This is a genomic window from Vibrio sp. 2433-A1, from assembly GCF_056726085.1.
The window spans coordinates 176,125-198,998 of the sequence record NZ_JBRESC010000003.1; the positions used below are offsets into that span (position 1 = coordinate 176,125).

Annotated in this window: 21 protein-coding genes and 1 tRNA gene; 12 read left to right on the forward strand and 10 right to left on the reverse strand. The window is 44.4% G+C overall.

Annotated features, from left to right (window positions below):
- Positions 1-27: 27 nt before the first annotated feature.
- Both ACU01J_RS04645 and tsaD read right to left on the reverse strand, forming a co-directional pair.
- A complete protein-coding gene (locus ACU01J_RS04645) occupies positions 28-843 on the reverse strand; it encodes an alpha/beta fold hydrolase (protein ID WP_481084615.1) in 816 nt (271 codons plus the stop codon).
- A 133-nt stretch (positions 844-976) separates the two neighbouring features.
- Entirely contained in the window at positions 977-1,993 is a 1,017-nt protein-coding gene (gene tsaD, locus ACU01J_RS04650) for a tRNA (adenosine(37)-N6)-threonylcarbamoyltransferase complex transferase subunit TsaD (RefSeq protein ID WP_481084616.1), read from the reverse strand.
- Between the two features lie 231 nt (positions 1,994-2,224).
- On the opposite strand from tsaD, the gene rpsU reads away from it, so the two are divergent.
- From rpsU to ACU01J_RS04680, 6 genes are all read left to right on the forward strand, one after another.
- The gene (rpsU, locus tag ACU01J_RS04655) at positions 2,225-2,440 is read left to right on the forward strand and encodes a 30S ribosomal protein S21 (protein WP_001145625.1); all 216 of its coding nucleotides are present in this window, start codon (positions 2,225-2,227) and stop codon (positions 2,438-2,440) included.
- 26 nt (positions 2,441-2,466) lie between these two features.
- On the forward strand, positions 2,467-2,910 hold the full coding sequence (locus ACU01J_RS04660; RefSeq protein ID WP_481084617.1) for a GatB/YqeY domain-containing protein: 444 nt from the start codon (positions 2,467-2,469) through the stop codon (positions 2,908-2,910).
- Between the two features lie 97 nt (positions 2,911-3,007).
- Positions 3,008-4,765, forward strand: coding sequence for a DNA primase (dnaG, locus tag ACU01J_RS04665; protein WP_481084618.1), 1,758 nt, complete (start codon positions 3,008-3,010; stop codon positions 4,763-4,765).
- 98 nt (positions 4,766-4,863) lie between these two features.
- Positions 4,864-6,720, forward strand: a complete 1,857-nt coding sequence (rpoD, locus tag ACU01J_RS04670) for an RNA polymerase sigma factor RpoD (RefSeq protein WP_481084619.1) — start codon at positions 4,864-4,866, stop codon at positions 6,718-6,720.
- Positions 6,721-7,479: 759 nt separating this feature from the next.
- Positions 7,480-7,555: transfer RNA gene (locus ACU01J_RS04675), tRNA-Ile, on the forward strand.
- A 139-nt stretch (positions 7,556-7,694) separates the two neighbouring features.
- On the forward strand, positions 7,695-9,563 hold the full coding sequence (locus tag ACU01J_RS04680; RefSeq protein WP_481084620.1) for a reverse transcriptase/maturase family protein: 1,869 nt from the start codon (positions 7,695-7,697) through the stop codon (positions 9,561-9,563).
- A 251-nt stretch (positions 9,564-9,814) separates the two neighbouring features.
- Here ACU01J_RS04680 and djlA read toward each other — a convergent pair whose 3' ends face one another.
- Positions 9,815-10,666, reverse strand: coding sequence for a co-chaperone DjlA (djlA, locus tag ACU01J_RS04685; protein WP_481084621.1), 852 nt, complete (start codon positions 10,664-10,666; stop codon positions 9,815-9,817).
- Positions 10,667-10,814: 148 nt separating this feature from the next.
- On the opposite strand from djlA, the gene lptD reads away from it, so the two are divergent.
- From lptD to apaH, 6 genes are all read left to right on the forward strand, one after another.
- Complete coding sequence (lptD, locus tag ACU01J_RS04690; protein WP_481084622.1) at positions 10,815-13,208, forward strand: LPS assembly protein LptD; 2,394 nt, start codon at positions 10,815-10,817, stop codon at positions 13,206-13,208.
- Positions 13,209-13,261: 53 nt separating this feature from the next.
- Positions 13,262-14,560 carry a peptidylprolyl isomerase SurA gene (surA, locus tag ACU01J_RS04695; RefSeq protein ID WP_481084623.1) on the forward strand — a complete coding sequence of 433 codons (1,299 nt, stop codon included), beginning with the start codon at positions 13,262-13,264 and terminating at the stop codon, positions 14,558-14,560.
- Positions 14,550-15,542 (forward strand): 4-hydroxythreonine-4-phosphate dehydrogenase PdxA, encoded by a 993-nt coding sequence (gene pdxA / locus ACU01J_RS04700; protein WP_481084624.1) that lies wholly within the window; start codon positions 14,550-14,552, stop codon positions 15,540-15,542. Before surA ends, pdxA begins: the two co-directional genes overlap by 11 nt.
- Before the next feature lie 12 nt (positions 15,543-15,554).
- Positions 15,555-16,361, forward strand: a complete 807-nt coding sequence (rsmA, locus tag ACU01J_RS04705) for a 16S rRNA (adenine(1518)-N(6)/adenine(1519)-N(6))-dimethyltransferase RsmA (protein ID WP_481084625.1) — start codon at positions 15,555-15,557, stop codon at positions 16,359-16,361.
- Between the two features lie 69 nt (positions 16,362-16,430).
- Positions 16,431-16,808, forward strand: a complete 378-nt coding sequence (gene apaG / locus ACU01J_RS04710) for a Co2+/Mg2+ efflux protein ApaG (RefSeq protein ID WP_481084626.1) — start codon at positions 16,431-16,433, stop codon at positions 16,806-16,808.
- 9 nt (positions 16,809-16,817) lie between these two features.
- Entirely contained in the window at positions 16,818-17,621 is an 804-nt protein-coding gene (gene apaH / locus ACU01J_RS04715; protein ID WP_481084627.1) for a bis(5'-nucleosyl)-tetraphosphatase (symmetrical) ApaH, read from the forward strand.
- Between the two features lie 69 nt (positions 17,622-17,690).
- On the opposite strand, the gene folA is transcribed toward apaH, so the two are convergent.
- The 7 genes from folA to rplU form a co-directional block, all read right to left on the reverse strand.
- The gene (gene folA / locus ACU01J_RS04720) at positions 17,691-18,170 is read right to left on the reverse strand and encodes a type 3 dihydrofolate reductase (RefSeq protein ID WP_481084628.1); all 480 of its coding nucleotides are present in this window, start codon (positions 18,168-18,170) and stop codon (positions 17,691-17,693) included.
- An 18-nt stretch (positions 18,171-18,188) separates the two neighbouring features.
- Positions 18,189-18,662, reverse strand: coding sequence for a threonine/serine exporter family protein (locus ACU01J_RS04725; RefSeq protein WP_481084629.1), 474 nt, complete (start codon positions 18,660-18,662; stop codon positions 18,189-18,191).
- Entirely contained in the window at positions 18,659-19,426 is a 768-nt protein-coding gene (locus ACU01J_RS04730; RefSeq protein ID WP_481084704.1) for a threonine/serine exporter family protein, read from the reverse strand. Before ACU01J_RS04730 ends, ACU01J_RS04725 begins: the two co-directional genes overlap by 4 nt.
- 108 nt (positions 19,427-19,534) lie before the next feature.
- Complete coding sequence (locus tag ACU01J_RS04735; protein ID WP_481084630.1) at positions 19,535-20,590, reverse strand: FUSC family protein; 1,056 nt, start codon at positions 20,588-20,590, stop codon at positions 19,535-19,537.
- Between the two features lie 141 nt (positions 20,591-20,731).
- On the reverse strand, positions 20,732-21,907 hold the full coding sequence (gene cgtA / locus ACU01J_RS04740; protein ID WP_481084631.1) for an Obg family GTPase CgtA: 1,176 nt from the start codon (positions 21,905-21,907) through the stop codon (positions 20,732-20,734).
- A gap of 300 nt (positions 21,908-22,207) precedes the next feature.
- Positions 22,208-22,465, reverse strand: a complete 258-nt coding sequence (rpmA, locus tag ACU01J_RS04745) for a 50S ribosomal protein L27 (RefSeq protein WP_004409945.1) — start codon at positions 22,463-22,465, stop codon at positions 22,208-22,210.
- 20 nt (positions 22,466-22,485) lie between these two features.
- Positions 22,486-22,797, reverse strand: a complete 312-nt coding sequence (rplU, locus tag ACU01J_RS04750) for a 50S ribosomal protein L21 (RefSeq protein WP_038207969.1) — start codon at positions 22,795-22,797, stop codon at positions 22,486-22,488.
- Between the last annotated feature and the right edge of the window lie 77 nt (positions 22,798-22,874).

Below are 22,874 nucleotides of genomic sequence, written 5' to 3' on the forward strand. Positions count from 1 at the left end.
TTACAGAAGCTTTATGTTTAAGTCAGGCTAAGCGTAAACGCGCGATAAGAAGTTTTTCAACATCTCAGTGACAAACTCAGGCTGCTCAAGATTTGAAATATGCCCCGCTTTAGGGATCTGAATCAACTCTGAACCTGTAATACAATCATGCATTAGATAAGACTCAAGTACTGGACGAGGCTTATCTTCTTGGCCAACCGCGATCAGCACTGGCAGAGCAAAGCTTTCAATCTCTTCAATTTGATCGCGTCGACCAAATACCATTCGACCGACTCTTGCCACTTCCACCGCTCGTTCGCCTTGTAGCTGACTAAGAAAGTGAGAGAACTGCTCAACTAACTTTGGGTTGTCCTGACTAGCATTATTAGCAAAAAATAGCGGTGTAACGGCTTCTACAATTGGCGCTGGAACCGCTTTCGCCTGAGTAATTGCGTCTAACATACCAAAGTATTTTTTATGGGTAACTTCTGGCTCTAATCCGACAAACGTATCCATTAAAATGAGCGACTGAACTCGCGAAGGAACCAAAGAGGCCACTTCCGTTCCCCACATTCCGCCAACCGATAGACCAACGATAGAAAAGTGCTCAATCTGTAAATGATCTAAAAGAGCAACAACCTGCTTAGCATAATCTGACAGTGAGCGGGTCATTTCTGGAGCCGCATCAGACTCACCATGGGCCCAAAGCTCAGGCACAATGCAACGATAATGCTGACTGAGGGCTTCTACTTGAGGCGTCCACATCTTGCTATCCCATAAATAGCTATGACCAAACACCAATACCGGCCCTGTACCTACATCTTGATAAGCCATTTCTCGACCATCGACAGCAAACTTGTACATACTTCTATCCATTGGTTATTTTTATAAAATCGGAGGGTAACATTATTTTCTCAACGAAGAAGTCGGAACTCTTTTCGCTGAGACAAAGAAAAGGCCACCAAAACAGCGACCTTAATTAAATAGCTTATGATTACTAAGCGATCGGTTCCAATTGGTCAATTGGCCAGCGCGGTGTGGCTTGTACCGATAAATCAGCGATTTCACCATTTTTAAGACGTTGCATACCAGCATAGGCAATCATTGCACCGTTATCGGTACAAAACTCAGTGCGCGGATAATAAACTTCACCACCAATCTTCTTCGCTAGCTGCTCAAGATCTGCACGTAAGCGTCGGTTTGCACTTACACCACCGGCAATAACAATGCGCTTGAAGCCCGTTTGCTCTAACGCACGCTTACATTTAATGGTTAAAGTGGCACATACCGCTTCTTCAAAAGCTAACGCAATATCCGCACGGGTTTGCTCATCATCACCATTAGCTGCGATAGTATTTGCAGTAAACGTTTTAAGACCCGAGAAGCTCATATCAAGCCCGGGACGATCGGTCATTGGACGCGGGAATTTAAAACGACCTGGCGTGCCTTTTTCCGCCAATTTAGACAATAACGGGCCACCTGGGTAATCAAGTCCCATCAGCTTCGCGGTTTTGTCGAATGCTTCACCAGCAGCGTCATCAATCGACTCACCTAAGATCTTATACTCACCAATCCCTTTCACTTCGACCATCATGGTGTGACCGCCTGAAACTAATACCGCAACAAATGGGAATGGTGGTGGGTTATCTTCAAGCATTGGCGCTAATAAGTGACCTTCCATATGATGAACAGGAACCGCTGGCACGCCCCACGCATAAGCGATACTGCGGCCAATCGTAGCACCAACCAATAGTGCACCGACTAAACCGGGACCGGCTGTGTACGCCACACCATCAATATCTTTTGGCGTTAAGTTCGCTTCTTTTAATGCCGCTTTAATAAGAGGAATAGTCTTTTTTACATGATCACGGGATGCTAGCTCTGGTACTACACCGCCGTAATCAGCATGCAGTTTTACCTGGCTATATAATTGATGAGAAAGCAGCCCTTTCTCATCATCATAAATTGCAATTCCTGTTTCATCACAAGAGGTTTCGATACCAATAATGCGCATGCTTTGTCCCGGATGTATTTGTCTCTAATTCAAAATTGGCGCAATCTTACCTCGCCTTGGCTTCGCAAACAAATTTTGTGCAAACTCTACCCAACAAAATACTTTACAAAGGCTATGCGATCGGATTAAAATTCCGCACCATTTTTGATCAAGCTGGTTTGAGACCGAACATCAGTGTTTGGCTCACTAACGTTCCAGCATTAACGAATTAACCCCTGAGGTGAAAGGCATATGCCAGTAGTTAAAGTACGTGAAAACGAACCGTTCGACGTTGCTCTACGTCGTTTCAAACGCTCTTGCGAAAAAGCAGGTATCCTTTCTGAAGTGCGTCGTCGAGAGCACTACGAAAAGCCAACTACAGTTCGCAAACGCGCTAAAGCAGCAGCTCAAAAGCGTCACGCTAAGAAGCTAGCTCGCGAAAACGCACGTCGCGTTCGCCTGTACTAATAACTAAGTCCTAAAGGATTATAGTTATGGCTCTTATTGACACGCTCAAAGAAGAGCAAAAATTAGCGATGAAAGCCAAGGACAAACCGCGCCTTGGCACTATCCGTTTAGCTCTGTCAGCAATTAAGCAACGTGAAGTCGACGAACAGATTACTCTGGGCGATGACGACATTCTTGCCGTGCTGACTAAAATGGTTAAACAGCGTCGCGACTCTGTAGCTCAATTTGAATCTGCTAATCGTCAAGATCTAGCAGACGCTGAGAAAGCTGAAATCGCTGTACTTGAGGATTTTATGCCTCAACCGCTGACTGATGAAGAAGTAACTGCGCTGGTTGAAAGTGCGATTGCCGAATCTGGTGCTGTGGGCATGCAAGACATGGGTAAAGTGATGGGCGTTCTTAAGCCTCAAATCCAAGGGCGCGCAGATATGGGTAAGGTAAGTGGTTTAGTTCGCGCTAAACTGGCTTAATCTCCCACCCTATTGCAACAAGCCGTGCTATCCTCTGGAATGCGCGGCTTGTTTGTATCTACCCTCTCTAATTGTTAGTGCATTTTTCTAAGGTTTTATGGCAGGACACATCCCTCGTAGTTTCATTGATGACCTCCTTGCTCGACTCGATATCGTCGACATTATTGATGCTCGCGTAAAACTTAAGAAAAAAGGCAAAAACTACGGTGCTTGCTGCCCGTTCCATAACGAGAAAACCCCTTCATTTAGCGTCTCGCAAGAAAAGCAGTTCTATCATTGCTTTGGTTGTGGCGTACACGGTAATGCCATCGACTTTATGATGGAGTACGAGCGCTTAGAGTTTGTTGAGGCGATTGAAGAACTTGCATCATTCCTTGGTTTAGATGTTCCAAGAGAGCAGCGTCAAGGCGGTAGCTTCCAATCTAATCAACCTAAAGCCAACTCAGAGCAAAAGCGTAACCTCTATGACCTGATGGGCAGTATTGCTCAGTTCTATCGTGACCAGCTCAAGCAGCCAAAAAGCAAAGTTGCCATTGATTACCTAAAAGATCGTGGGCTTTCAGGCCAAATTGTGCAAAATTTTGGTATCGGCTATGTCGCTGATGAGTGGGATTTAGTCCGTAAGAACTTCGGCCAAACGCCACAAACTCAAGAGATGCTTGTCTCTGGTGGTATGTTGATTGAAAACGATAAAGGTAACCGCTACGACCGCTTCCGTGGTCGAATTATGTTCCCTATTCGTGACCGCCGAGGTCGGGTCATCGGTTTTGGTGGCCGTGTACTGGGTGATGGGACGCCAAAATACCTAAACTCGCCAGAAACGCCTATCTTCCATAAAGGCAAAGAGCTCTACGGCCTATATGAAGTGATGCAAGCTTATCGCGAGCCACCGAAAGTCTTGGTGGTGGAAGGTTATATGGATGTGGTCGCTTTGGCCCAGTATGGTGTCGATTACTCAGTAGCCTCACTAGGCACATCGACAACTGGCGATCATATTCAGCTATTGTTCCGCCAAACCAATACAGTGGTTTGTTGCTACGACGGAGATAGAGCGGGTAAAGAAGCCGCTTGGCGCGCTTTAGAAAACGCTCTGCAATATCTAAAAACAGGCAATACGCTTAAGTTTTTGTTCCTCCCTGACGGTGAGGACCCAGATAGCTACGTACGTAAGCATGGCAAAGAGGCGTTTGAGCAGCAGATCAAACACGCAACACCACTATCAAGCTATCTATTTGATAATTTAATTGAAATACACCAGCTAAACCTTGGCAGTAACGAAGGTAAATCCGCACTGCGAGCACACGCCAGCGCTCTGATTGATAAAATACCCGACCCTTACTTCCAAGAATTGCTCGAAAAACTGCTCGATGAGCGCACCGGTTTTGACAACCGACGACGCCAGCCTCGCAAGAAGCAAAGTAACAGTCGACCTCAACCGCATAAAGAGATCAAACGTACGCCAATGCGTGAAGTGATCGCTTTGCTTATCCAGAATCCGAGCTATGCTCAAATGGTACCGGATCTCTCAAGTGTGAGAGAGTTAACAGTGCCAGGGCTAAGTTTATTTGTCGAAGTGCTTGAATATTGTCATCAACATCCCAATATAACTACGGGCCAGTTGATAGAACATTGGCGAAACAGTAGCCAAGAGGCACTATTATCTCGACTTGCAGGGTGGGAGATCCCCCTCGATGAAGATAATGAACAAGATATATTTTTAGACTCATTGGATAAAATACTTGCCCAGTGCGTCGAAAAACAAATTGAAAACCTGCAGGCCAAAGAAAGAAGTGTCGGTTTATCAACCGAAGAAAGAAGGGAGCTGCTAGCGTTAATGCTAGATTTAAAAGCGTAACCCTGTTCGGATAGTCAGCAATCAATTAATTTGTTAGTATGTGTGGTTTGCAACTCGCATACTAATTCCTTCACCAGATACTAAGTTGGATACCGTCTATGGATCAAAATCCGCAGTCACAGCTGAAACAACTTGTCATTAAAGGCAAGGAACAAGGCTATCTGACCTACGCAGAAGTAAACGACCACCTGCCAGCAGAAATCGTCGATTCAGAGCAGGTCGAAGATATCATTCAGATGATCAACGATATGGGCATTCGAGTAGTTGAAACTGCTCCAGATGCCGATGATCTTGCATTGAATGATGACGATACAATCACCGATGAAGATGCGGCAGAAGCTGCAGCCGCTGCGCTATCTAGCGTAGAAAACGAAATCGGCCGCACCACAGACCCAGTACGTATGTACATGCGTGAAATGGGTACTGTTGAACTATTGACTCGTGAAGGCGAGATCGATATCGCAAAGCGTATTGAAGATGGTATTAACCAAGTTCAAAATGCAGTGGCAGAGTATCCGGGCACCATCCCATACATTCTTGAACAGTTTGATAGAATTCAAGCTGAAGAACTGCGTCTTACTGACCTTATCACGGGCTTTGTTGATCCTGATGCTGACGAAACGGCAGCACCTACAGCGACTCACATCGGCTCTGAACTTGCAGAGTCTGAACTTGAAGATGAAGACGCTGAAAAGGAAGAATCTGACGACTCTGACGATGATGAGGAAGAAGAGGAAGATACAGGTATTGATCCTGAACTTGCTCTAGATAAGTTCACTGCACTTCGCAATACGTTCCAAAACTACCAGTTAGCATGTAACGAATACGGCAATGAAAGCCCGAAAGCAACGCTTGCTCACGAAATGGTTATCGACGTATTCAAAGAGTTTCGTCTTACTCCAAAGCAATTTGACTACCTAGTTGAAGAGCTGCGCACGTCAATGGAGCGTGTACGTACTCAAGAACGTCTGATTATGAAGGCGACGGTTGAATACGGTAAGATGCCGAAGAAGTCATTTATTACTCTATTTACAGGTAACGAATCGACTGACGCTTGGTTAGATGAAATCCTTGCATCTGATAAGCCATACGCTGAAAAAGTTCGCCGCAGTGAAGATGACATTCGTCGTTCGATCTCTAAATTGAAGATCATCGAAGAAGAAACATCTCTAACGGTTCAAAATATCAAAGATATCAGCCGTCGTATGTCTATCGGTGAAGCGAAAGCTCGCCGTGCGAAGAAAGAGATGGTTGAAGCAAACTTACGTCTGGTAATTTCTATTGCGAAGAAATACACCAACCGTGGCCTACAGTTCTTGGATCTGATCCAGGAAGGTAACATCGGTCTGATGAAAGCAGTAGATAAGTTTGAATACCGTCGTGGCTACAAGTTCTCAACTTACGCAACGTGGTGGATCCGTCAGGCAATCACACGTTCAATCGCAGACCAAGCACGTACGATTCGTATTCCGGTACACATGATCGAAACGATCAACAAGCTGAACCGTATCTCTCGTCAAATGCTACAAGAGATGGGTCGTGAACCGCTACCGGAAGAACTGGCTGAGCGCATGCAGATGCCAGAAGATAAGATCCGTAAAGTACTGAAAATTGCTAAAGAGCCAATCTCTATGGAGACACCAATCGGTGACGACGAAGATTCGCATCTAGGTGATTTCATTGAAGATACAACGCTTGAGCTACCGCTAGACTCTGCAACAGCAGGCAGCCTAAAAGTAGCAACAAAAGACGTTCTAGCGGGCCTAACACCACGTGAAGCAAAAGTGCTGCGTATGCGCTTTGGTATCGACATGAACACTGACCATACTCTTGAAGAAGTAGGTAAGCAGTTCGACGTTACTCGTGAACGTATCCGTCAGATCGAAGCAAAAGCACTACGTAAACTTCGTCACCCAAGCCGCTCAGAAACTCTGCGTAGCTTCCTAGACGAATAATCGACTGATGTTTGATTGACTAAAAGGTGAGCACTTGCTCACCTTTTTTGTATCTAGGGATTTAAGTGGATAAAAACTAAGCGCATTTAGCCTTGATAGCGTCTAGACAGTCCGATCCTCATCCCCTATAATCATTCTCCTATTACGGCCCCTTAGCTCAGTGGTTAGAGCAGTCGACTCATAAGTGCGCCCATGTGGGTGCATCAACGTTGCTTACAGAGGTAAGCTCCCCTGTATCATCGGGGATAAATCACTGACTTAGAATTAGTAGAGCGATGTGAATCACGCTATTGCATTCGATACTGGAAGGCGAAAGCCCGAAAGGAACAGAGCATGTCAGGAAAAGGCAGGTGAGAGATGAGGTATACTTCTCAATAGGTCTGTCAGATAGGGATTCTATGGTGAAGGCTATACTGCTTGAACCTTAGTACAAGGTAGGTGTTTACGACCCACTAATAGCTACGATACCTAAGAGCTATTAGGCTTCACAAGAAATGACGATTATGAGCGTTTCTTGAGATACTGAAGCCTTACCGCACTCAAGTAGAGTGAGAACGTACGAATGAGGCACCTAAGGAATCACCACGTTGTTGCTATCAACTTGGGGATCACCTAAGGCGAGTAATCGCTAAAAAGACATCGCTTGGGGGTTGAAAAGGAAAACTCTTCTAAGTAACATTCGAGGACGAATTTTCCAAAAAATTCAACATCTTCACGCAGTCAGGTGACGGAGACGTCGTAGTACCAGACTCATCATGTGGACCCATAGCTTAATGGTTAAAGCAGCAAGCTCATAACTTGTTGAGTCCCAGTTCAAATCTGGGTGGGTCCACCACTTCTCCCCTTCAGGGAAAACGGGAAAACCTCACACCTTTAAGCTTCAAATCCACAAACGAGATACGACTATCGTAACGGATAGTGAATCTGGAAAGGACGTCAGTTTAGACAACTTCTATGAAAGGGTGTTAACTCGGATGAGTGCAAAAGACATCAATAGATTAGAAAGAATCAGAAAGCTTAACTCTAATGATCGTAATTGGGTCAACAGAGATCTGTATCGACTCCTCTACAGGAAAGACTTCTACTACATTGCGTATGAATTCTTGAAAAGTGGAGAGGGTAATATGACGGCTGGTTCAGACGGAGAAACCATTGATGGATTCTCTGCGGAAAAGATAGAAAAGTTAGTCAATAGCATGAAGGATGAGTCATTCTGCTTTAAACCTGCTCGCCGAGTAGAAATCCCAAAAGCAAATGGTAAAACCCGACCGCTCGGCATAGCATCACCAGTTGAGAAAGTAGTCCAGCAGGTAATCCTTTTCATCTTGGAAGCGATATATGAACCAACATTCTCAGAAAGAAGCCACGGATTCCGAGCAGGAAAGGGATGCCACACAGCACTCCAAGAATTTCGGAATAAATGGTCAGGGGTAAACTGGGTAATCGAAGGGGACATCAAAGGATTCTTTGATAACATATCCCACGAAAAACTAATGGATATCCTAAGAGAAAGGATTGACGATGAAAGGTTCCTGAACCTCATCCGTAAAGCCTTGAACGCGGGATACATCCAATTTGGTAAAACTGTTAACGCTGTTGTAGGCACTCCACAAGGTAGTGTCGTATCTCCAATCCTCGCCAACATCTATTTAGATAAATTTGATAGATGGGTCGAGAATGAAGTAATCAACAAGTACCAAACAGGGGAAATCAAGAAAGTACACCCAGAGCGCAGAAAACTTCAGAGGCGAAATTTACGATTAAAGCAGAAAATCTCATCGATGGGCGAACATCCTGATACAAAATGGATGAAAGCCGAAATCGACGAAAATATTAAGAAGCTTAAATCGATACCGAATGTTTTAGACGATGGAAGTTACATCAGAATTAAATATATTCGCTACGCCGATGACTGGATCATTGGAGTTAATGGCTCAAGAGCCTTAGCAGCAGAGATCAGAAAGCGCTGTGCAGATTACCTAAAAAATGAACTAGAGCTGGAACTCAGCTTTGAGAAAACACACATCAGACACGCGAAGACGGAGTATGCCAATTTCCTTGGTACATTCATCAAAGTGGGGAATGATGGTGAAGGCAAGAAAGCAACTCTGACTAGTAAAAAGGGACACAGATTTAAAAAGTCTGTCACAGGCTGGCACCCGAATATGGTAGCCCCAGTCCATGATATCGTAAAGCGATTGGCGAACAGAGGAATCTGTCACCCTGATGGGAAACCCAAAAGCTCAGCAGCATGGTCTAACCTAGATGACATACAAATTGTGGAACTATACAGTAGCATCTGGAGAGGGTATCTTAACTACTACTCTTTTGTGGATAACAGATCAAATCTGAGAAGAATACAGTACATCCTACAATACGGATGTGCCAAAACCTTAGCAGATAAACATAGATCCAGCGTGAGAAAGATATTCAAGAAGCATGGCTTTACGCTCAAAATTGAGGTAAGGAATGATAAGAACGAAGTGATAAGGGTAACTCAATTCCCCTATCATAGAAGTCTGATCAGACAGCCGAATAACTTCCTGATAACAGACAAAACTGTTAACGAGGGAGGAAGGGCTTTCCTTCACTTCAAGCTTAGGACGCGAAGCAAGCTAGATTCACCATGTTGTATATGTGGAGAAACCGAGAATACCGAGATGCACCATGTGAGAAGCATTCGAAAAATAGGTGAAAAAGTTAAAGGTTTTACTAAGGTGATGCGAGCGTTAAATCGCAAGCAGATTCCCGTTTGTAGAGCTTGCCACGTTAAAATCCATAGCGGAAAATACGATGGAATTAGCCTAAGTAAGTTTGCACATCCTCACATTGCTATGGCATAGAGGCTAAGAAGGACGAGTCTAAATGGAGAGCGTAGTGCTTGGAAACCTGCACGCTGCGTTCGGAGGAAGGTAATTCATCACCCAGTTCAGAAGTGGCGGTTAGAAGACGCCACAAAACTAAAAATCTGGAAAGGTATGGGTTATCGATCCTACTCGATTGGTCCGCAGTTCAAGTCTGCGAGGGGCCACCAAATACAGAAAAGGCGCATAGAGCAATCTATGCGCCTTTCTCGTTTCAAACTAAAACCAATCTAAAAGCCTTTGGCCTTCTTGATCAAGTCGTAAGCATTTTGAATTTCTTGCGCTTTTTCTTTCGCTACATTCATCATTTCAGGTGGTAAACCTTTGGCCATCAGTTTGTCTGGGTGATGCTCATTCATCAGTTTACGATAAGCACGTTTAACGGTTTTAGCATCAGCATTGCTGTCTACACCTATCAGTTTATACGCATCGCTTAACTGGTCTGCACTAGACGCTTGTTGCCAACTGCCACCCGACTGGTGAGAACCTCCCCCCGCGTGGCCACCAAAACCACCTTGCTGAAAACGAAATGCCGCTTCTTGCATTCTTAATCGCTGTTCAAGCTGTTCAGAAGAGAAGTTTAAACCACGAGCAATTTTGTGCAGCACATTACGCTCTCTTGGGTGGATATCGCCATCAGCAAACGCTGCAGAAATCTGTAGCTCCAAGAAAAACTGCATAAGGTCAAAACGACCACCTGCCGAGATACGCACTCTCTCTAGCACCGTATCCAAAGGAAAGTCACTCTCTTTACCTTCACGAAATGCATTTTGTGCTGCTTTGCGTTGCTCGCCATGTAAGCTCATACGATCCATCATGGTGCTCGCAAGCTGAATCTCTTCTTTGGTTACTTGCCCTTTTGCTTTCGCTACATGGCCCATTACCGCAAATGCCGCTTTAAAAAACTCTTCCTGACGCTGAGCTTGGCTTGGTCCACTGCCAAAACCAGTATTAAACCCTGCTTGACGTAAGCGACGAGCTTTATCGAATTGGTGACCTATAAATAAGCCGAATACAGCGCCAAATGCTCCCCCAAATAGGAAACCAAAGAAGGTGCCAAGAATTTTGCCAAAAATATGCATTATGTGCTCTCAATCTCTGAATTTTTTCGCCGTGAAGCGGTCTGATAGTGCCGTAAGCTTCAAATTACTTTATTATAAGGACCGTTTTATTTTACATTCGGTCACCTATTCACCGGATATATCAAGTTCAACAGGATAGTCAAACTCGATGTTACGTTTTCCACGCTCCTTGTTAGCCGCTTCAATCAGTGCTGCTTTTGTAGTGCCTCAGACTCAAGCAGAAACTATCTCAGTCGATAGTGTGCAGGAACTGCCCGCTGTAGATCAATGTTTGATCAACGAACCTGAGCCTGAAAACCCAAATCAACTACCTGTAAACGTCGAAGCAGATAGCCTAGAAGCTATTAACGGTGAAAAAGCGACCTACCATGGTAATGTCGTTGTCGTGCAAGGCAAAAAGCGCATGCTTGCTGACAATGTTACTTTGCACCAGCAAGAAAATGTGGTTGTAGCAGAAGGTAATGTTACCTTCAGTGATGGTGAAGTTAAGACGATTTCAGACAAAGCCACCAACAACCTAAATACTGATTTTGTCACCCTTGAGAATACCAATTATCAGTTCTTGTGTGAACCTGCTCGAGGGGAAGCCGTCTACATATCTAAAACAGGCAAGTCCATCTACGAGATTGAAGATGGCTCTATCACCTCTTGTCCTGAAGGTGACAACTCATGGCGTATGGTAGCTTCAAGTATTGATATCGACCAAGATGAAGAAGAAGCAACCTTCTACAACCCACGTTTCGAGGTTGTTAGCGTTCCTGTATTCTATCTCCCGTATCTTACGGTGCCTATTGGCGACACACGCAAAACAGGCTTTCTATATCCAACAGCCTCTTACGGTTCCAGTGATGGCTTTGAAATGGAGGTTCCTATCTATTGGAACCTCGCACCCAACTATGACTTAGAGACCACATTTAAATATATGCAAGAACGCGGCACTCAGCTCAACAGTGAGTTTCGCTACCTTTCTGATCTAGGCTTCAGTTCATTAAAGGCTGAATATTTACCAGATGATAAAAAATACACCAAGTATGGTGACCGTTGGGGCTTCCAATGGCAGCACTCGGGAATTTTCCAGCAAAACTGGAAGTTTGAGGTAGACTATTCGAAAGTCAGTGATATTGCCTACTTCTCACACATCGACTCATCAATCGGTAACCGAGAAGATGGTCAGTTAATCCAAGAAGCGCAGGCAACCTACCGTTCAGAATCATGGGATGCATCAATTCTAACTCGAGACTTCCAGGTTCTAACCACTAGCAACAACTTGCCATACCGATTGCTACCTCAGCTGGAGTATAACTATTACGCTCCCGAGCTTATGCGCTACCTTGACTTTGATATGACAAGCCACATTTCACGTTTTGATACCGATGCGAAAGGCAAACCATCAGCCACGCGAGTCCACATCGAGCCAGGTTTAACTATTCCTATTGGAACAACTTGGGGCAATTGGACAACAGAAGCAAGATTACTTGGTACTTACTATCAACAAGATTTGGATGGTGTTGATGTAACGACAGAAAAACTCAGTGGTGGCTCAGATAATCCTTACTATGGCCTAGAAGAAAATGTTTCACGCGTCATCCCAGAATTCCGAACTCATGCTGGTGTTGTGCTAGAACGTGATACCACTATCTTTAACGGCTACATGCAAACACTGGAACCGCAAGTTCAGTATGTTTACGTACCTGAAGAAGATCAAAGTAGCATAGGCGACTATGATACAACCTTGTTGCAAACCGACTACTACGGCCTATTTCGCAGCCGAAAATATAGCGGTGTAGACAAGATCGCCGAAGCAAACCAATTTAGCTACGGTGCTTCAACTCGATTCTTTGATGATGGCTATAAAGAAAGACTGAATATCTCTTTTGGTCAGATTTTCTATATCGACAAAGATATTAAAAACTCTTCCGAATCAGATGATAGCGGAAAATCTAACTACTCAGCTTGGGCCGTGGAGATGGACTTTAACTACGATGATTATCTGTTTTATCATGGTGGTATCCAATACGATATTGATACCAGTGAAGTTCAGTTAGGTAATAGTACCCTTGAGTATCGTTTCTCTGGTGGTTATATCCAAGGTAATTACCGTTACGTATCGAAAGAGTACCTTGACTGTACTGTTGGTCAATGTGCTGCAGAAGGCAGTGGCAATATTAATGTTGATGCAATCACTGTGGATGGTATTTCTCAGGCAGGGTTACTGGCAGGCTATCAAATTAACCGTAACTGGAATACCAGTGCACAGTATTTCTATGATCTCACTACTGATGAAGCTTTAGAATGGCTAGCGCGCCTTAACTACACATCTGATTGTTGGTATGTTGGTTTTACCTACAGCAATCAACTTAGAAGTTGGTCCCCGAGCTTCTCAAGCTACCCAAATGCTAATCCAGTCTATGAAAGTAACTTTAGCTTTAATTTTGGCATTATCGGTTTTGGTACCAAGATTGGCGCCGACTCTGGACTTGCTGGTGTGGATAGCGCAGGTAACTCACTAGGTTACGGCCGCCCATTCTTTTTAAACAACTAATTAGCAAGCCTGATGTCTAAGACATCAGGCGATTTGAATGTATAGGACTTTCAATGAAGTTTTGGAAACAAATATTACTGACACTGATGATTGCAAGCCCGATTGGCTTAGTACAGGCAGAGCCTGTTGCATTGGATAACGTTGCCGTCATCGTGAACACTGGTGTGATACTACAAAGTGATATCGATACTTCGATTAAAACACTTAAAGCCAATGCAAAGAAAAAAGGTCAATCTTTACCATCAGAAGAGATCTTAACTGAGCAAGTAACCGAAAAGCTGATTGTCGACACAATTCAGCAGCAAGAAGCTGAGCGCTTAGGTGTGCGTATTGATGATAATCGACTGAATGAAGCGATTGGAGAGATTGCTAAAAATAACCAGCAAACAGTTGAGCAATTACGTGCCTCTATCGCCAGTGAAGGCCTAAGCTATGCTGAGTTTCGCGAGCAGATCCGCAAAGAAATTGCCGCTAGCGAAGCGCGTAATGCGCTAGTTCGCCGCCGCATCAACATCTTGCCAGCAGAAGTTGATAACTTAAGCGAGTTATTAGCCCAAGAGACTAACGCTACGGTTCAATACAAGATTGGTCATATCCAACTGCGTGTCAATGACGGCGATGATAAATCACAAATTGAAGCACAAGCTAAAGAGTTGGTTAAAGAGCTTAATAATGGCGCTGACTTTAGCACTATGGCGTACACCTACTCTAAAGGCCCTAAAGCGCTACAAGGCGGTGATTGGGGTTGGATGCGCAAAGAAGAAATGCCAACCATCTTCGCTGATCAAATCAAGCTACAAAACAAAGGTAGCATCATTGGTCCATTCCGCAGCGGCGTTGGTTTTCATATTCTAAAAATTGAAGATGTCAAAGGTTTAGAAACGGTTGCCGTTACTGAGGTCAATGCTCGCCATATCCTTATTAAGCCAACTGTTATCCTGAGTGATGAAGGCGTTAAGAAAACCTTAGAAAACATCATCCATCAAATTAAAGCTGGTGAAGCGACCTTTGGTGAACTCGCTCAGCAATACAGCCAAGACCCTGGCTCTGCCGCGCAAGGTGGTGAATTAGGTTATCAAACCTCTGATCTTTATGTGCCTGAGTTCAAACACCAGGTAGACACACTGCCTGTTGGCCAAATCAGTGAACCATTTAAAACCGTTCATGGTTGGCATATCGTAGAAATTCTCGATCGCCGTGAAGTCGACCGCACTGATTCTGCGCTAAAGAACAAAGCTTACCGAATTTTGTTTAACCGTAAGTTCAATGAAGAAGCAAGTGCATGGCTACAAGAAATTCGTGCCAGTGCCTATGTAGAAGTCGTTGAGGATACAGAGCAAGATGAACTGTAAACGCATTATCGTCACCGCAGGTGAGCCAGCGGGGATTGGGCCAGACTTAGTTCTTGCTCAATCTAAACAAAGTTGGAATCACCAAATTGTGGTCTGTGCCGACAAATCAATGTTAGCAGAGCGTGCACAACAGCTTGGTATTGATGTCGATCTTATTGATTATCAACCCAAGGCACCGATCGTGGCGCAAAAAGCAGGCACCTTAGTTGTCGACCATATTCCGCTAACAAACAGCGCTGTTGCGGGCCAACTGGACGAAACGAACGGCCATTACGTATTAAATACACTAGAAAGAGCCGCTTTAGGCTGTATGAATGGTGAATTTGATGCTATTGTCACCGGCCCTGTGCACAAGGGGGTAATTAACCGCGCTGGTGTAGCCTTTAGCGGCCATACTGAGTTCTTTGCGGAGAAATCAAATACCCCATTAGTCGTGATGATGTTAGCAACCGAAGGGCTACGTGTAGCTCTAGTTACAACGCACATACCACTGGCGTATGTGTCTCAAGCGGTAACAGAAGAGAGACTCGAAAAAATCATCGCGATTTTGCATAAAGATCTGGTCGAGAAGTTCGCGATCTCATCACCTAATATCTATATATGTGGGCTTAATCCACATGCCGGAGAAGATGGTGTACTCGGTAAAGAAGAGATCGAGACAATCACTCCAACACTAGACAAGCTGCGTCAACGTGATGGCATCAATCTTATTGGTCCATTACCCGCTGATACTATCTTCAATGAAAAGTACCTTGAAGATGCTGACGCAGTGCTGGGAATGTACCACGATCAGGTACTTCCTGTACTAAAATACAAAGGCTTTGGTCGCTCGGTTAATATTACCTTGGGGCTGCCATTTATCAGGACCTCCGTTGATCACGGCACTGCACTTGACCTAGCAGGAACAGGCAAAGCAGATACAGGAAGCTTCCGAACGGCTTTAGCTCATGCCATTGAGCTAGTCGATAAGAAATCGAAATAACTTGAGAATACTATGAGAAACGATGTCCACTTAGGGCACAAAGCGAGAAAACGCTTTGGTCAAAACTTCCTTAACGATCCATACATCATTGATGGAATTGTCTCCTCGATCAACCCTAAACCAGGTCAAAATCTAGTTGAAATTGGTCCAGGTCTTGGTGCAATCACAGAGCCTGTAGGAAAGGAAGTCGACAAGTTTACCGTTATTGAGCTTGACCGCGATCTCGCTGAGCGTCTACGCAATCACCCAGAACTTGGTGATAAGCTGACGATTCATGAAGGTGATGCGATGCGCTTTGACTTTACTCAGCTAGTAAAGCCAAACAATAAGCTACGTATTTTTGGTAACCTGCCATACAACATCTCAACGCCATTGATGTTCCATCTTTTTGAGTTCCATAAAGACATTCAAGACATGCACTTTATGCTACAAAAAGAAGTGGTTAACCGCCTAGCGGCAGGCCCTGGCACAAAAGCTTATGGTCGCCTTACGGTAATGGCGCAATACTTCTGTAAAGTTGTGCCTGTACTTGAAGTACCACCAACCGCATTTGTTCCGCCACCAAAAGTTGATTCAGCGGTCGTTCGTCTAGTCCCTTATGAAGAGATCCCACACCCAGTAAGTGATCTTAAATACCTCGACCGAGTATGTCGTGAAGGCTTCAACCAGCGTCGTAAGACAGTAAGAAATTGCTACAAAGGCTTACTAAGTGCTGAGGTCCTGGAAGAGCTAGGCATTAACCCAAGCATGCGTCCAGAGAACCTAACCTTGGTTCAATTCGTCGATATGGCGAACTGGTTAGCTGCCAACAACAAATAGTTTCAGCTAAAATAAAAAGGTGATAGACCATTGGTTTATCACCTTTTTTGACTTTATAAAGGAGTTTATATGGAAGCTGCCCCTTGTATCAAAGTCCAAGTTCACACCAAATACATTCCGGATCAGTCTCAACCTGATGCTAAGCGTTATGTATTTGCCTACATAATTACCATTAAGAACTTAAGTCAGCAGAGCGTCCAGTTGATGAGTCGACGCTGGTTGATTACCGACTCTAACGGTCGACAAATGACAGTCGAGGGCGAAGGAGTCGTCGGTCAGCAACCCTTTATTGCTCCGAATGACGAATATACCTATAACAGCGGTACTGTAATTGAAACGCCTGTCGGTGTGATGCAAGGTCAATACATCATGCATGATGAAGGCGGCAAAGAGTTCGTCGCTGAAATCGATCCTTTCAGACTCGCTATTCCCAATATACTTAACTAGGACAACTCATTGGCTAATTACATTGTTGGTGACTTACAAGGTTGCTTTGACGAACTGCTTCTTTTACTTCAGCAAGCTGATTTTGATACGAGTGAAGATACCTTGTGGGTTGCCGGAGATTTAGTTGCCCGCGGACCAAAATCACTCGAAGTATTACGCTTTATTCGTTCTCTTGGTGACAGTGCGAAAGTCATTTTAGGCAACCATGATCTCCACCTGATGGCGGTATCATTAGGTTTATTTAAGGTCAAAGAAAAAGATCAAACCGCGCCGATTTTCAATGCTGAAGATAAAGATGAGCTGTTAGAGTGGCTTCGTCAGCAACCTTTGATGGCAGAACATGATGAGTTTGTCATGTGTCACGCAGGCATTTCTCCACAATGGACACTAGAAGATGCTCGTAAAGCCAACCAGCAGATCACTGAGATTCTACACAGTGAAGATTGGCAGTGGCTGATCGAAAATATGTACGCCAACCAACCGGATCTTTGGAGTGAGAGCCTCAATGGCATTGAGCGCTATCGTTATATTATCAACGCTTTCACCAGAATGCGCTTTTGCTTTCCTGATGGGCGTTTGGATATGGAGTGTAAGCTTCCACCTAAACAGGTCAACGATGGCTCACTGCTTCCTTGGTTCCAACTTAGTAGCCGTATTAAGCTTGATAAACCTGTGCTATTTGGCCACTGGGCAGCGTTAGAAGGCTATGAAGGTGAAGAGGTGATTGGTTTAGACACTGGCTGTGTTTGGGGTGGGCATTTAACTATGTTGAGATGGGAAGATAAGCGCTTTTTTACTCAGCCAGCTTTATAGTTTCGAGTAACGAGCTTCGAGTAAATTAACTTCAACTCGCTACTCGTTTCTCGATGCATTGTGAACTCGTTACTTTTCTAAAACGACAAAACGCATATCATAAGCGTTCTTTTCATCCGCAGAATAAGCTTCAGAATAAGTTTCTTTAAACTCATCACCCCAAGCAGGGAACTGAGTGTCGCCTTGAATATCTGCTTCAATATGGGTGACATACAATTTATTAGCTTTAGGTAGGCAAGCTTCATAGATAGTACCGCCACCAATGATCATCACCTCATCGACAGAACCAACAGCCGCCAGCGCTTCATCAATCGAAGTCACTGTGGTTACGCCTTCAATCACCAGTGAAGTATCACGACTGATCACAATGTTCTGACGCCCCGGCAGTGGGCGACCAATTGATTCGTAAGTCTTACGCCCCATCACAACGGGCTTACCCATTGTACAGCGTTTAAACCAAGCAAAGTCAGCAGGAAGATGCCATGGCATTTGATTGTCTATTCCAATAACTCGATCTTTTGCCATTGCGGCGATCATACTAATGATCATTCCCTTACTCCTCAGGACTTATACGATGGGTTTGCGGCGATAGAATAGCAAGCCTGGCATAGCTAAGCCAACTGCTAAACCGGCAATAATGAACATCGCTTTGAGGAAGTTTTCCATCAGCATCGCAACAAGGTCTGGGGAGTATCCTTGGTGGTTAAGCTCAACAAGAGCGATCATCGCCTTAAAAGCAAACACCCCAGGGACCATTGGAATAAGAGCCGCAACAGTAAACACTTTAGGGTGAGCCAAAAAACGGTGCGACCAGTGAATACCGACAATGCTGACGATCATTGCAGCAAAAAACGTGGCCCACTCAATCGGTAGGCCGAAATGCATCATCACATATCGAGATCCATGACCGATTGCACCACCCAAAGCACAATAAATCAGGGCTTTCTGAGGAACATTAAATACAAGAGCGAATCCTACAGCAGGAATCGCAGCAAAAAACATATCGTTTAGCAGACCGCAGAATAGATCCAAGTTGATCATACTACCCACCCCGACACACCAAGGAGACTCATGGCAGCGACAATTCCGAGACTGGTCGCGAGAGTCAGCAAACTCGCCATGACAAATCGGGCAATCCCCATATTGATATAACCTTTAAGCATATCCGCAATAGAATTAATCAACGGGAAACCGGGAACCAACATCAGTACCGAAGAGGCCATCACTAACGATGGCGAATTGCCGAGTTGATAAATCACCGCCTGTGCAGAAACGACTGTAGTGACGAACGCTGTCGCAGCAAAGTTCATCAAGGGGTTAAAATGACGATGGCCAATCTCTTGTCTCACGACCATACCTGTTGACGAAGCAAGGAACGTCATCGCAAATACTATCCAATCGCCACCCGCTAATCTACTGAAAGCGGCGCAAGAAAGACCAATCATAAACACCACTAACCAACGATTATAGCGTTCGGGACTGATCTCATTGAGCTTTTTCTGCGCTAGTGAATAGTCGATGATACCACGCTCAAGCATAATACAGATGCGTTGCACTTGAGTAATCGCCCACATATTAATGCCGCGATCGGGACAGCGGCGAGCAGTGGTAATACAGTGCTCTTGATAAACGGTCGTGACGACTAATGAACTGGCAGATAACGACACTTCAACTTCGTCCATACCAGCCGCTAAGCCAAAGCGACGCATAAGGTCACCAACGAGAGTGCTTTCTGCTCCATGAGCCAAAAGCATTTGCCCTGCTTGGGCGATTAAACGAGACACAGCTCGTTGCTTAGAATCCATTCCAGTTTTTTCGCGGTCATTCAGTATTGAATCCATTTTAAGGGCATTTTCATTGTTGATGAACTAAAAACTGGGGCACGATTGACTGAAAACAACAAATTTGTGAAACTACTCTTGAGACAGATTCAGCGAATAAACTAACAGTCGTTTTAAGCTCACAAGGTCTTCCATTAGCTTCAAATTAAGCCATAAGTAACCATTGATGCTTGTCTCCTCACCATCAATCTTTGGCAAACTGTTTTTTAAGCTCTCCCTTGCTGTCGCAATTTCTTTACCTGAAAGCTCGGTCTCTAATTTCCCGGTCATTATTAATGTTGCAAGTGCTTCGAACTCTTTCTCAATGATTTTCTGGCAATCATTAAGAGGTTTGGACCAAAGCATATTCAAATGACTGTGCCTGTCGCTCCAATAAGAGGAGTTCAAAAGTTCCATGGAGTAAAGCATGTTGCGAAGCTGTACTTGAATCGCTTCTAATAATTGTGCACTTAGCTTTGACTCTTTAACTGAAGGAGAAATGAGACTTCTCAAGGTTACCATCTCCTTCATTAGCGTTTGCTGGTAGCGCTCAAGGTTCGGCTGTTCAAGCATGTTCAATGATGTGGATATTTGATAAACCTTAGCAAACCGGTCCAGCGTGGCGCCTAGACGCATGCGCCAATGAATAAACGCTCTTTGCGGATACATAATGCAAAACAACACCGCTAATACACAACCAATCGTTACATCAAGACCACGCCACAACGCAACTTCAATATCGTGATTACCTGCTCCAATAGTGACCGCAAGGGTAATACCAATCAACAAACCCACATAAGGGCGTTTACCTAACGCAAAATAGGCACTACAAAACATCACAGCGCCACACCAAGCATACATAGCCAACATTGACCATTGTCCCAGTAAAATGGCGGTAATCCCTGACAATGCTCCAATAATCGTTCCCATAGTGCGATGCCAAGCTCGTGGTAAAACATTACCTAAATATGAGATAGGGCCAATCACTACTACTAACGTAATGAGTATCCAGGTGCTTTCGGGAATCTGAAAATAACTGGTTAAAGCTAGAGTTAAAACGAATGCCACGGAAATCCGAATGCCATGTACAACACGGTAGTATTTAAATATCAGAGCATCTACATCCGAAATTCGCCGATTTAAATCCATTTAAAATGGCTTCCTCTAACATAAAGGGGGAGAAAAGAGAGTTTGTATCAGTTTGCCTTAGTACAAGCCACACTGAAATAATCTGAGTACAAAAAAAGCTGCAAAGTAACTTTGCAGCTTTTTAAATCATTGAGGTAACAATCAGTCACGGACGTAGACAACGTGACCGTCATCTTCTTCATCGTCCCAGTCATCCCAGTCGTCATCATCATCTTCAGTGATCACGTCTTTACCTGCGATCGCATCTTTGTGGTAGTCATCCCACATGAAGTCGACTTTCTCTTCTTCAGAGATCTCTTCTTCTTCACGAGGTAAGTTTTCCATAAAGTCAGCTAACTTGTAACACAGTTCTTTCGTGCCATCGCGGTTTACAGCAGAGATCTTGTAGTAGTCCTCTTCCCAACCTAGCGCATCGATAATGTTTTGAATTATCTCATTCGCTTCTTCTTCTGGCATCAGATCGACTTTATTGAAGATCAACCAACGTGGTTTGTCGGCTAGCTTCTCACTGTATTGCTCAAGCTCATCAATGATCGTTAAAGCATTCTGAACAGGATCAGATTGATCAACTGGCATGATGTCGATCATGTGCAGTAGAACACGACAACGCTCAAGGTGTTTCAAGAAACGAATACCAAGGCCCGCACCATCTGCTGCGCCTTCAATCAGACCAGGGATATCGGCAACGACAAAGCTCTTTTCTGGAACCACACTCACTACGCCCAAACTTGGGATCAATGTAGTAAATGGGTAGTCCGCCACTTTTGGCTTCGCTGCAGATACCGCGCGAATAAAGGTTGATTTACCTGCATTCGGCAAACCAAGCATACCAACATCAGCAAGCAGCAGTAGCTCCAAACGAACTTCACGGATTTCACCTTTCGTACCTAGTGTCTTTTGACGCGGTGCGCGGTTAACCGAAGATTTAAAACGAGTGTTACCCAGACCATGCCAACCACCTTTTGCGACCATCACTTTTTTGCCATGTTCAGCAACTTCAGCAACAATCTCATTAGTATGGATATCAACAGCGCGAGTACCTACAGGCACGCGAAGTACTTTGTCTTTACCACGCTTACCAGTACAGTTACCACCACGGCCATTCTCACCACGTTCCGCTTCATAGAAGCGCTGGAAGCGGTAATCAATTAGCGTGTTAAGGTTTTCATCAGCTTGGATATAAACATCACCGCCATCGCCACCGTCGCCACCATCAGGGCCACCTTTCGCAACGAATTTCTCACGCCAGAAACTCACTACACCGTTACCGCCATCACCGGCTTGAACTTTTACTACCGCTTCATCAACGAATTTCATCTCTTACTCCGCCCTTGTGCTATGTGCCATAGCTGCGTTGCAAATATCATCTCAGCTCTCCCAATCTCATTAGGAAAAGTGAATGATATAAATTCTAGCAGATTCCAGTTTCAGACTGTTCACCTGAGATCTTCACTGCTCTGCTACTGGAACAAATATGAAGGGACTCTTTACAGAGTGCCTTAGTATTGATTCCACCGTACTGGCAAATTCAAACTCACCATAAATAAAAAACCCCGCCGAATCGGCAGGGCTTTTGAATTCAGCTTGAAAGCTAATGAACAATTAAACTAGGTTTAATTACTCAGCTTCGATGCTAACGAATTTACGGTTTTTAGGACCTTTCACTTCGAATTTCACTTTACCTTCAGTAAGAGCGAAAAGAGTGTGGTCTTTACCGATACCAACGTTAGTACCAGCGTGGAACTTAGTACCACGTTGACGAACGATGATGTTACCTGCAAGAACAGACTCACCACCGAAACGCTTAACACCTAGACGTTTGCTTTCTGAATCGCGGCCGTTACGAGTAGAACCACCAGCTTTTTTGTGTGCCATTGTTAAACTCTCCTAATCGATTAAGCGTTGATACCAGTGATTTTCACTTCCGTGAACCACTGACGGTGACCAGCTTGTTTGCGAGAATGCTTACGACGACGGAATTTAACGATTTTAACTTTATCGCCACGACCGTGTTGTACAACTTCTGCAACTACTTTGCCGCCCTCTACAAGAGGAGCACCAACTTTAATGTCTTCACCGTTAGCAACAAGAAGAACTTTATCAAATTCAACAGTTGCACCAGTTTCAACGTCTAATTTCTCTAAACGAAGAGTTTGACCTTCGCTTACACGGTGTTGTTTACCACCAGATTGGAAAACAGCGTACATATCTTACTCCGCTTTTTCCGCACAGCCGTATGCTATTTGAGCATCAAGGGTGTGCGCTAAACTAATCATCAATAGGG

Bases quoted from the DNA above. Each gene is read 5' to 3' on its own strand.
- ACU01J_RS04645 (WP_481084615.1), bottom strand. From the start codon at position 843: ATGTACAAGTTTGCTGTCGATGGTCGAGAAATGGCTTATCAAGATGTA.
- tsaD (WP_481084616.1), bottom strand. From the start codon at position 1,993: ATGCGCATTATTGGTATCGAAACCTCTTGTGATGAAACAGGAATTGCA.
- rpsU (WP_001145625.1), top strand. From the start codon at position 2,225: ATGCCAGTAGTTAAAGTACGTGAAAACGAACCGTTCGACGTTGCTCTA.
- ACU01J_RS04660 (WP_481084617.1), top strand. From the start codon at position 2,467: ATGGCTCTTATTGACACGCTCAAAGAAGAGCAAAAATTAGCGATGAAA.
- dnaG (WP_481084618.1), top strand. From the start codon at position 3,008: ATGGCAGGACACATCCCTCGTAGTTTCATTGATGACCTCCTTGCTCGA.
- rpoD (WP_481084619.1), top strand. From the start codon at position 4,864: ATGGATCAAAATCCGCAGTCACAGCTGAAACAACTTGTCATTAAAGGC.
- ACU01J_RS04680 (WP_481084620.1), top strand. From the start codon at position 7,695: ATGAGTGCAAAAGACATCAATAGATTAGAAAGAATCAGAAAGCTTAAC.
- djlA (WP_481084621.1), bottom strand. From the start codon at position 10,666: ATGCATATTTTTGGCAAAATTCTTGGCACCTTCTTTGGTTTCCTATTT.
- lptD (WP_481084622.1), top strand. From the start codon at position 10,815: ATGTTACGTTTTCCACGCTCCTTGTTAGCCGCTTCAATCAGTGCTGCT.
- surA (WP_481084623.1), top strand. From the start codon at position 13,262: ATGAAGTTTTGGAAACAAATATTACTGACACTGATGATTGCAAGCCCG.
- pdxA (WP_481084624.1), top strand. From the start codon at position 14,550: ATGAACTGTAAACGCATTATCGTCACCGCAGGTGAGCCAGCGGGGATT.
- rsmA (WP_481084625.1), top strand. From the start codon at position 15,555: ATGAGAAACGATGTCCACTTAGGGCACAAAGCGAGAAAACGCTTTGGT.
- apaG (WP_481084626.1), top strand. From the start codon at position 16,431: ATGGAAGCTGCCCCTTGTATCAAAGTCCAAGTTCACACCAAATACATT.
- folA (WP_481084628.1), bottom strand. From the start codon at position 18,170: ATGATCATTAGTATGATCGCCGCAATGGCAAAAGATCGAGTTATTGGA.
- ACU01J_RS04725 (WP_481084629.1), bottom strand. From the start codon at position 18,662: ATGATCAACTTGGATCTATTCTGCGGTCTGCTAAACGATATGTTTTTT.
- ACU01J_RS04730 (WP_481084704.1), bottom strand. From the start codon at position 19,426: ATGGATTCTAAGCAACGAGCTGTGTCTCGTTTAATCGCCCAAGCAGGG.
- ACU01J_RS04735 (WP_481084630.1), bottom strand. From the start codon at position 20,590: ATGGATTTAAATCGGCGAATTTCGGATGTAGATGCTCTGATATTTAAA.
- cgtA (WP_481084631.1), bottom strand. From the start codon at position 21,907: ATGAAATTCGTTGATGAAGCGGTAGTAAAAGTTCAAGCCGGTGATGGC.
- rpmA (WP_004409945.1), bottom strand. From the start codon at position 22,465: ATGGCACACAAAAAAGCTGGTGGTTCTACTCGTAACGGCCGCGATTCA.
- rplU (WP_038207969.1), bottom strand. From the start codon at position 22,797: ATGTACGCTGTTTTCCAATCTGGTGGTAAACAACACCGTGTAAGCGAA.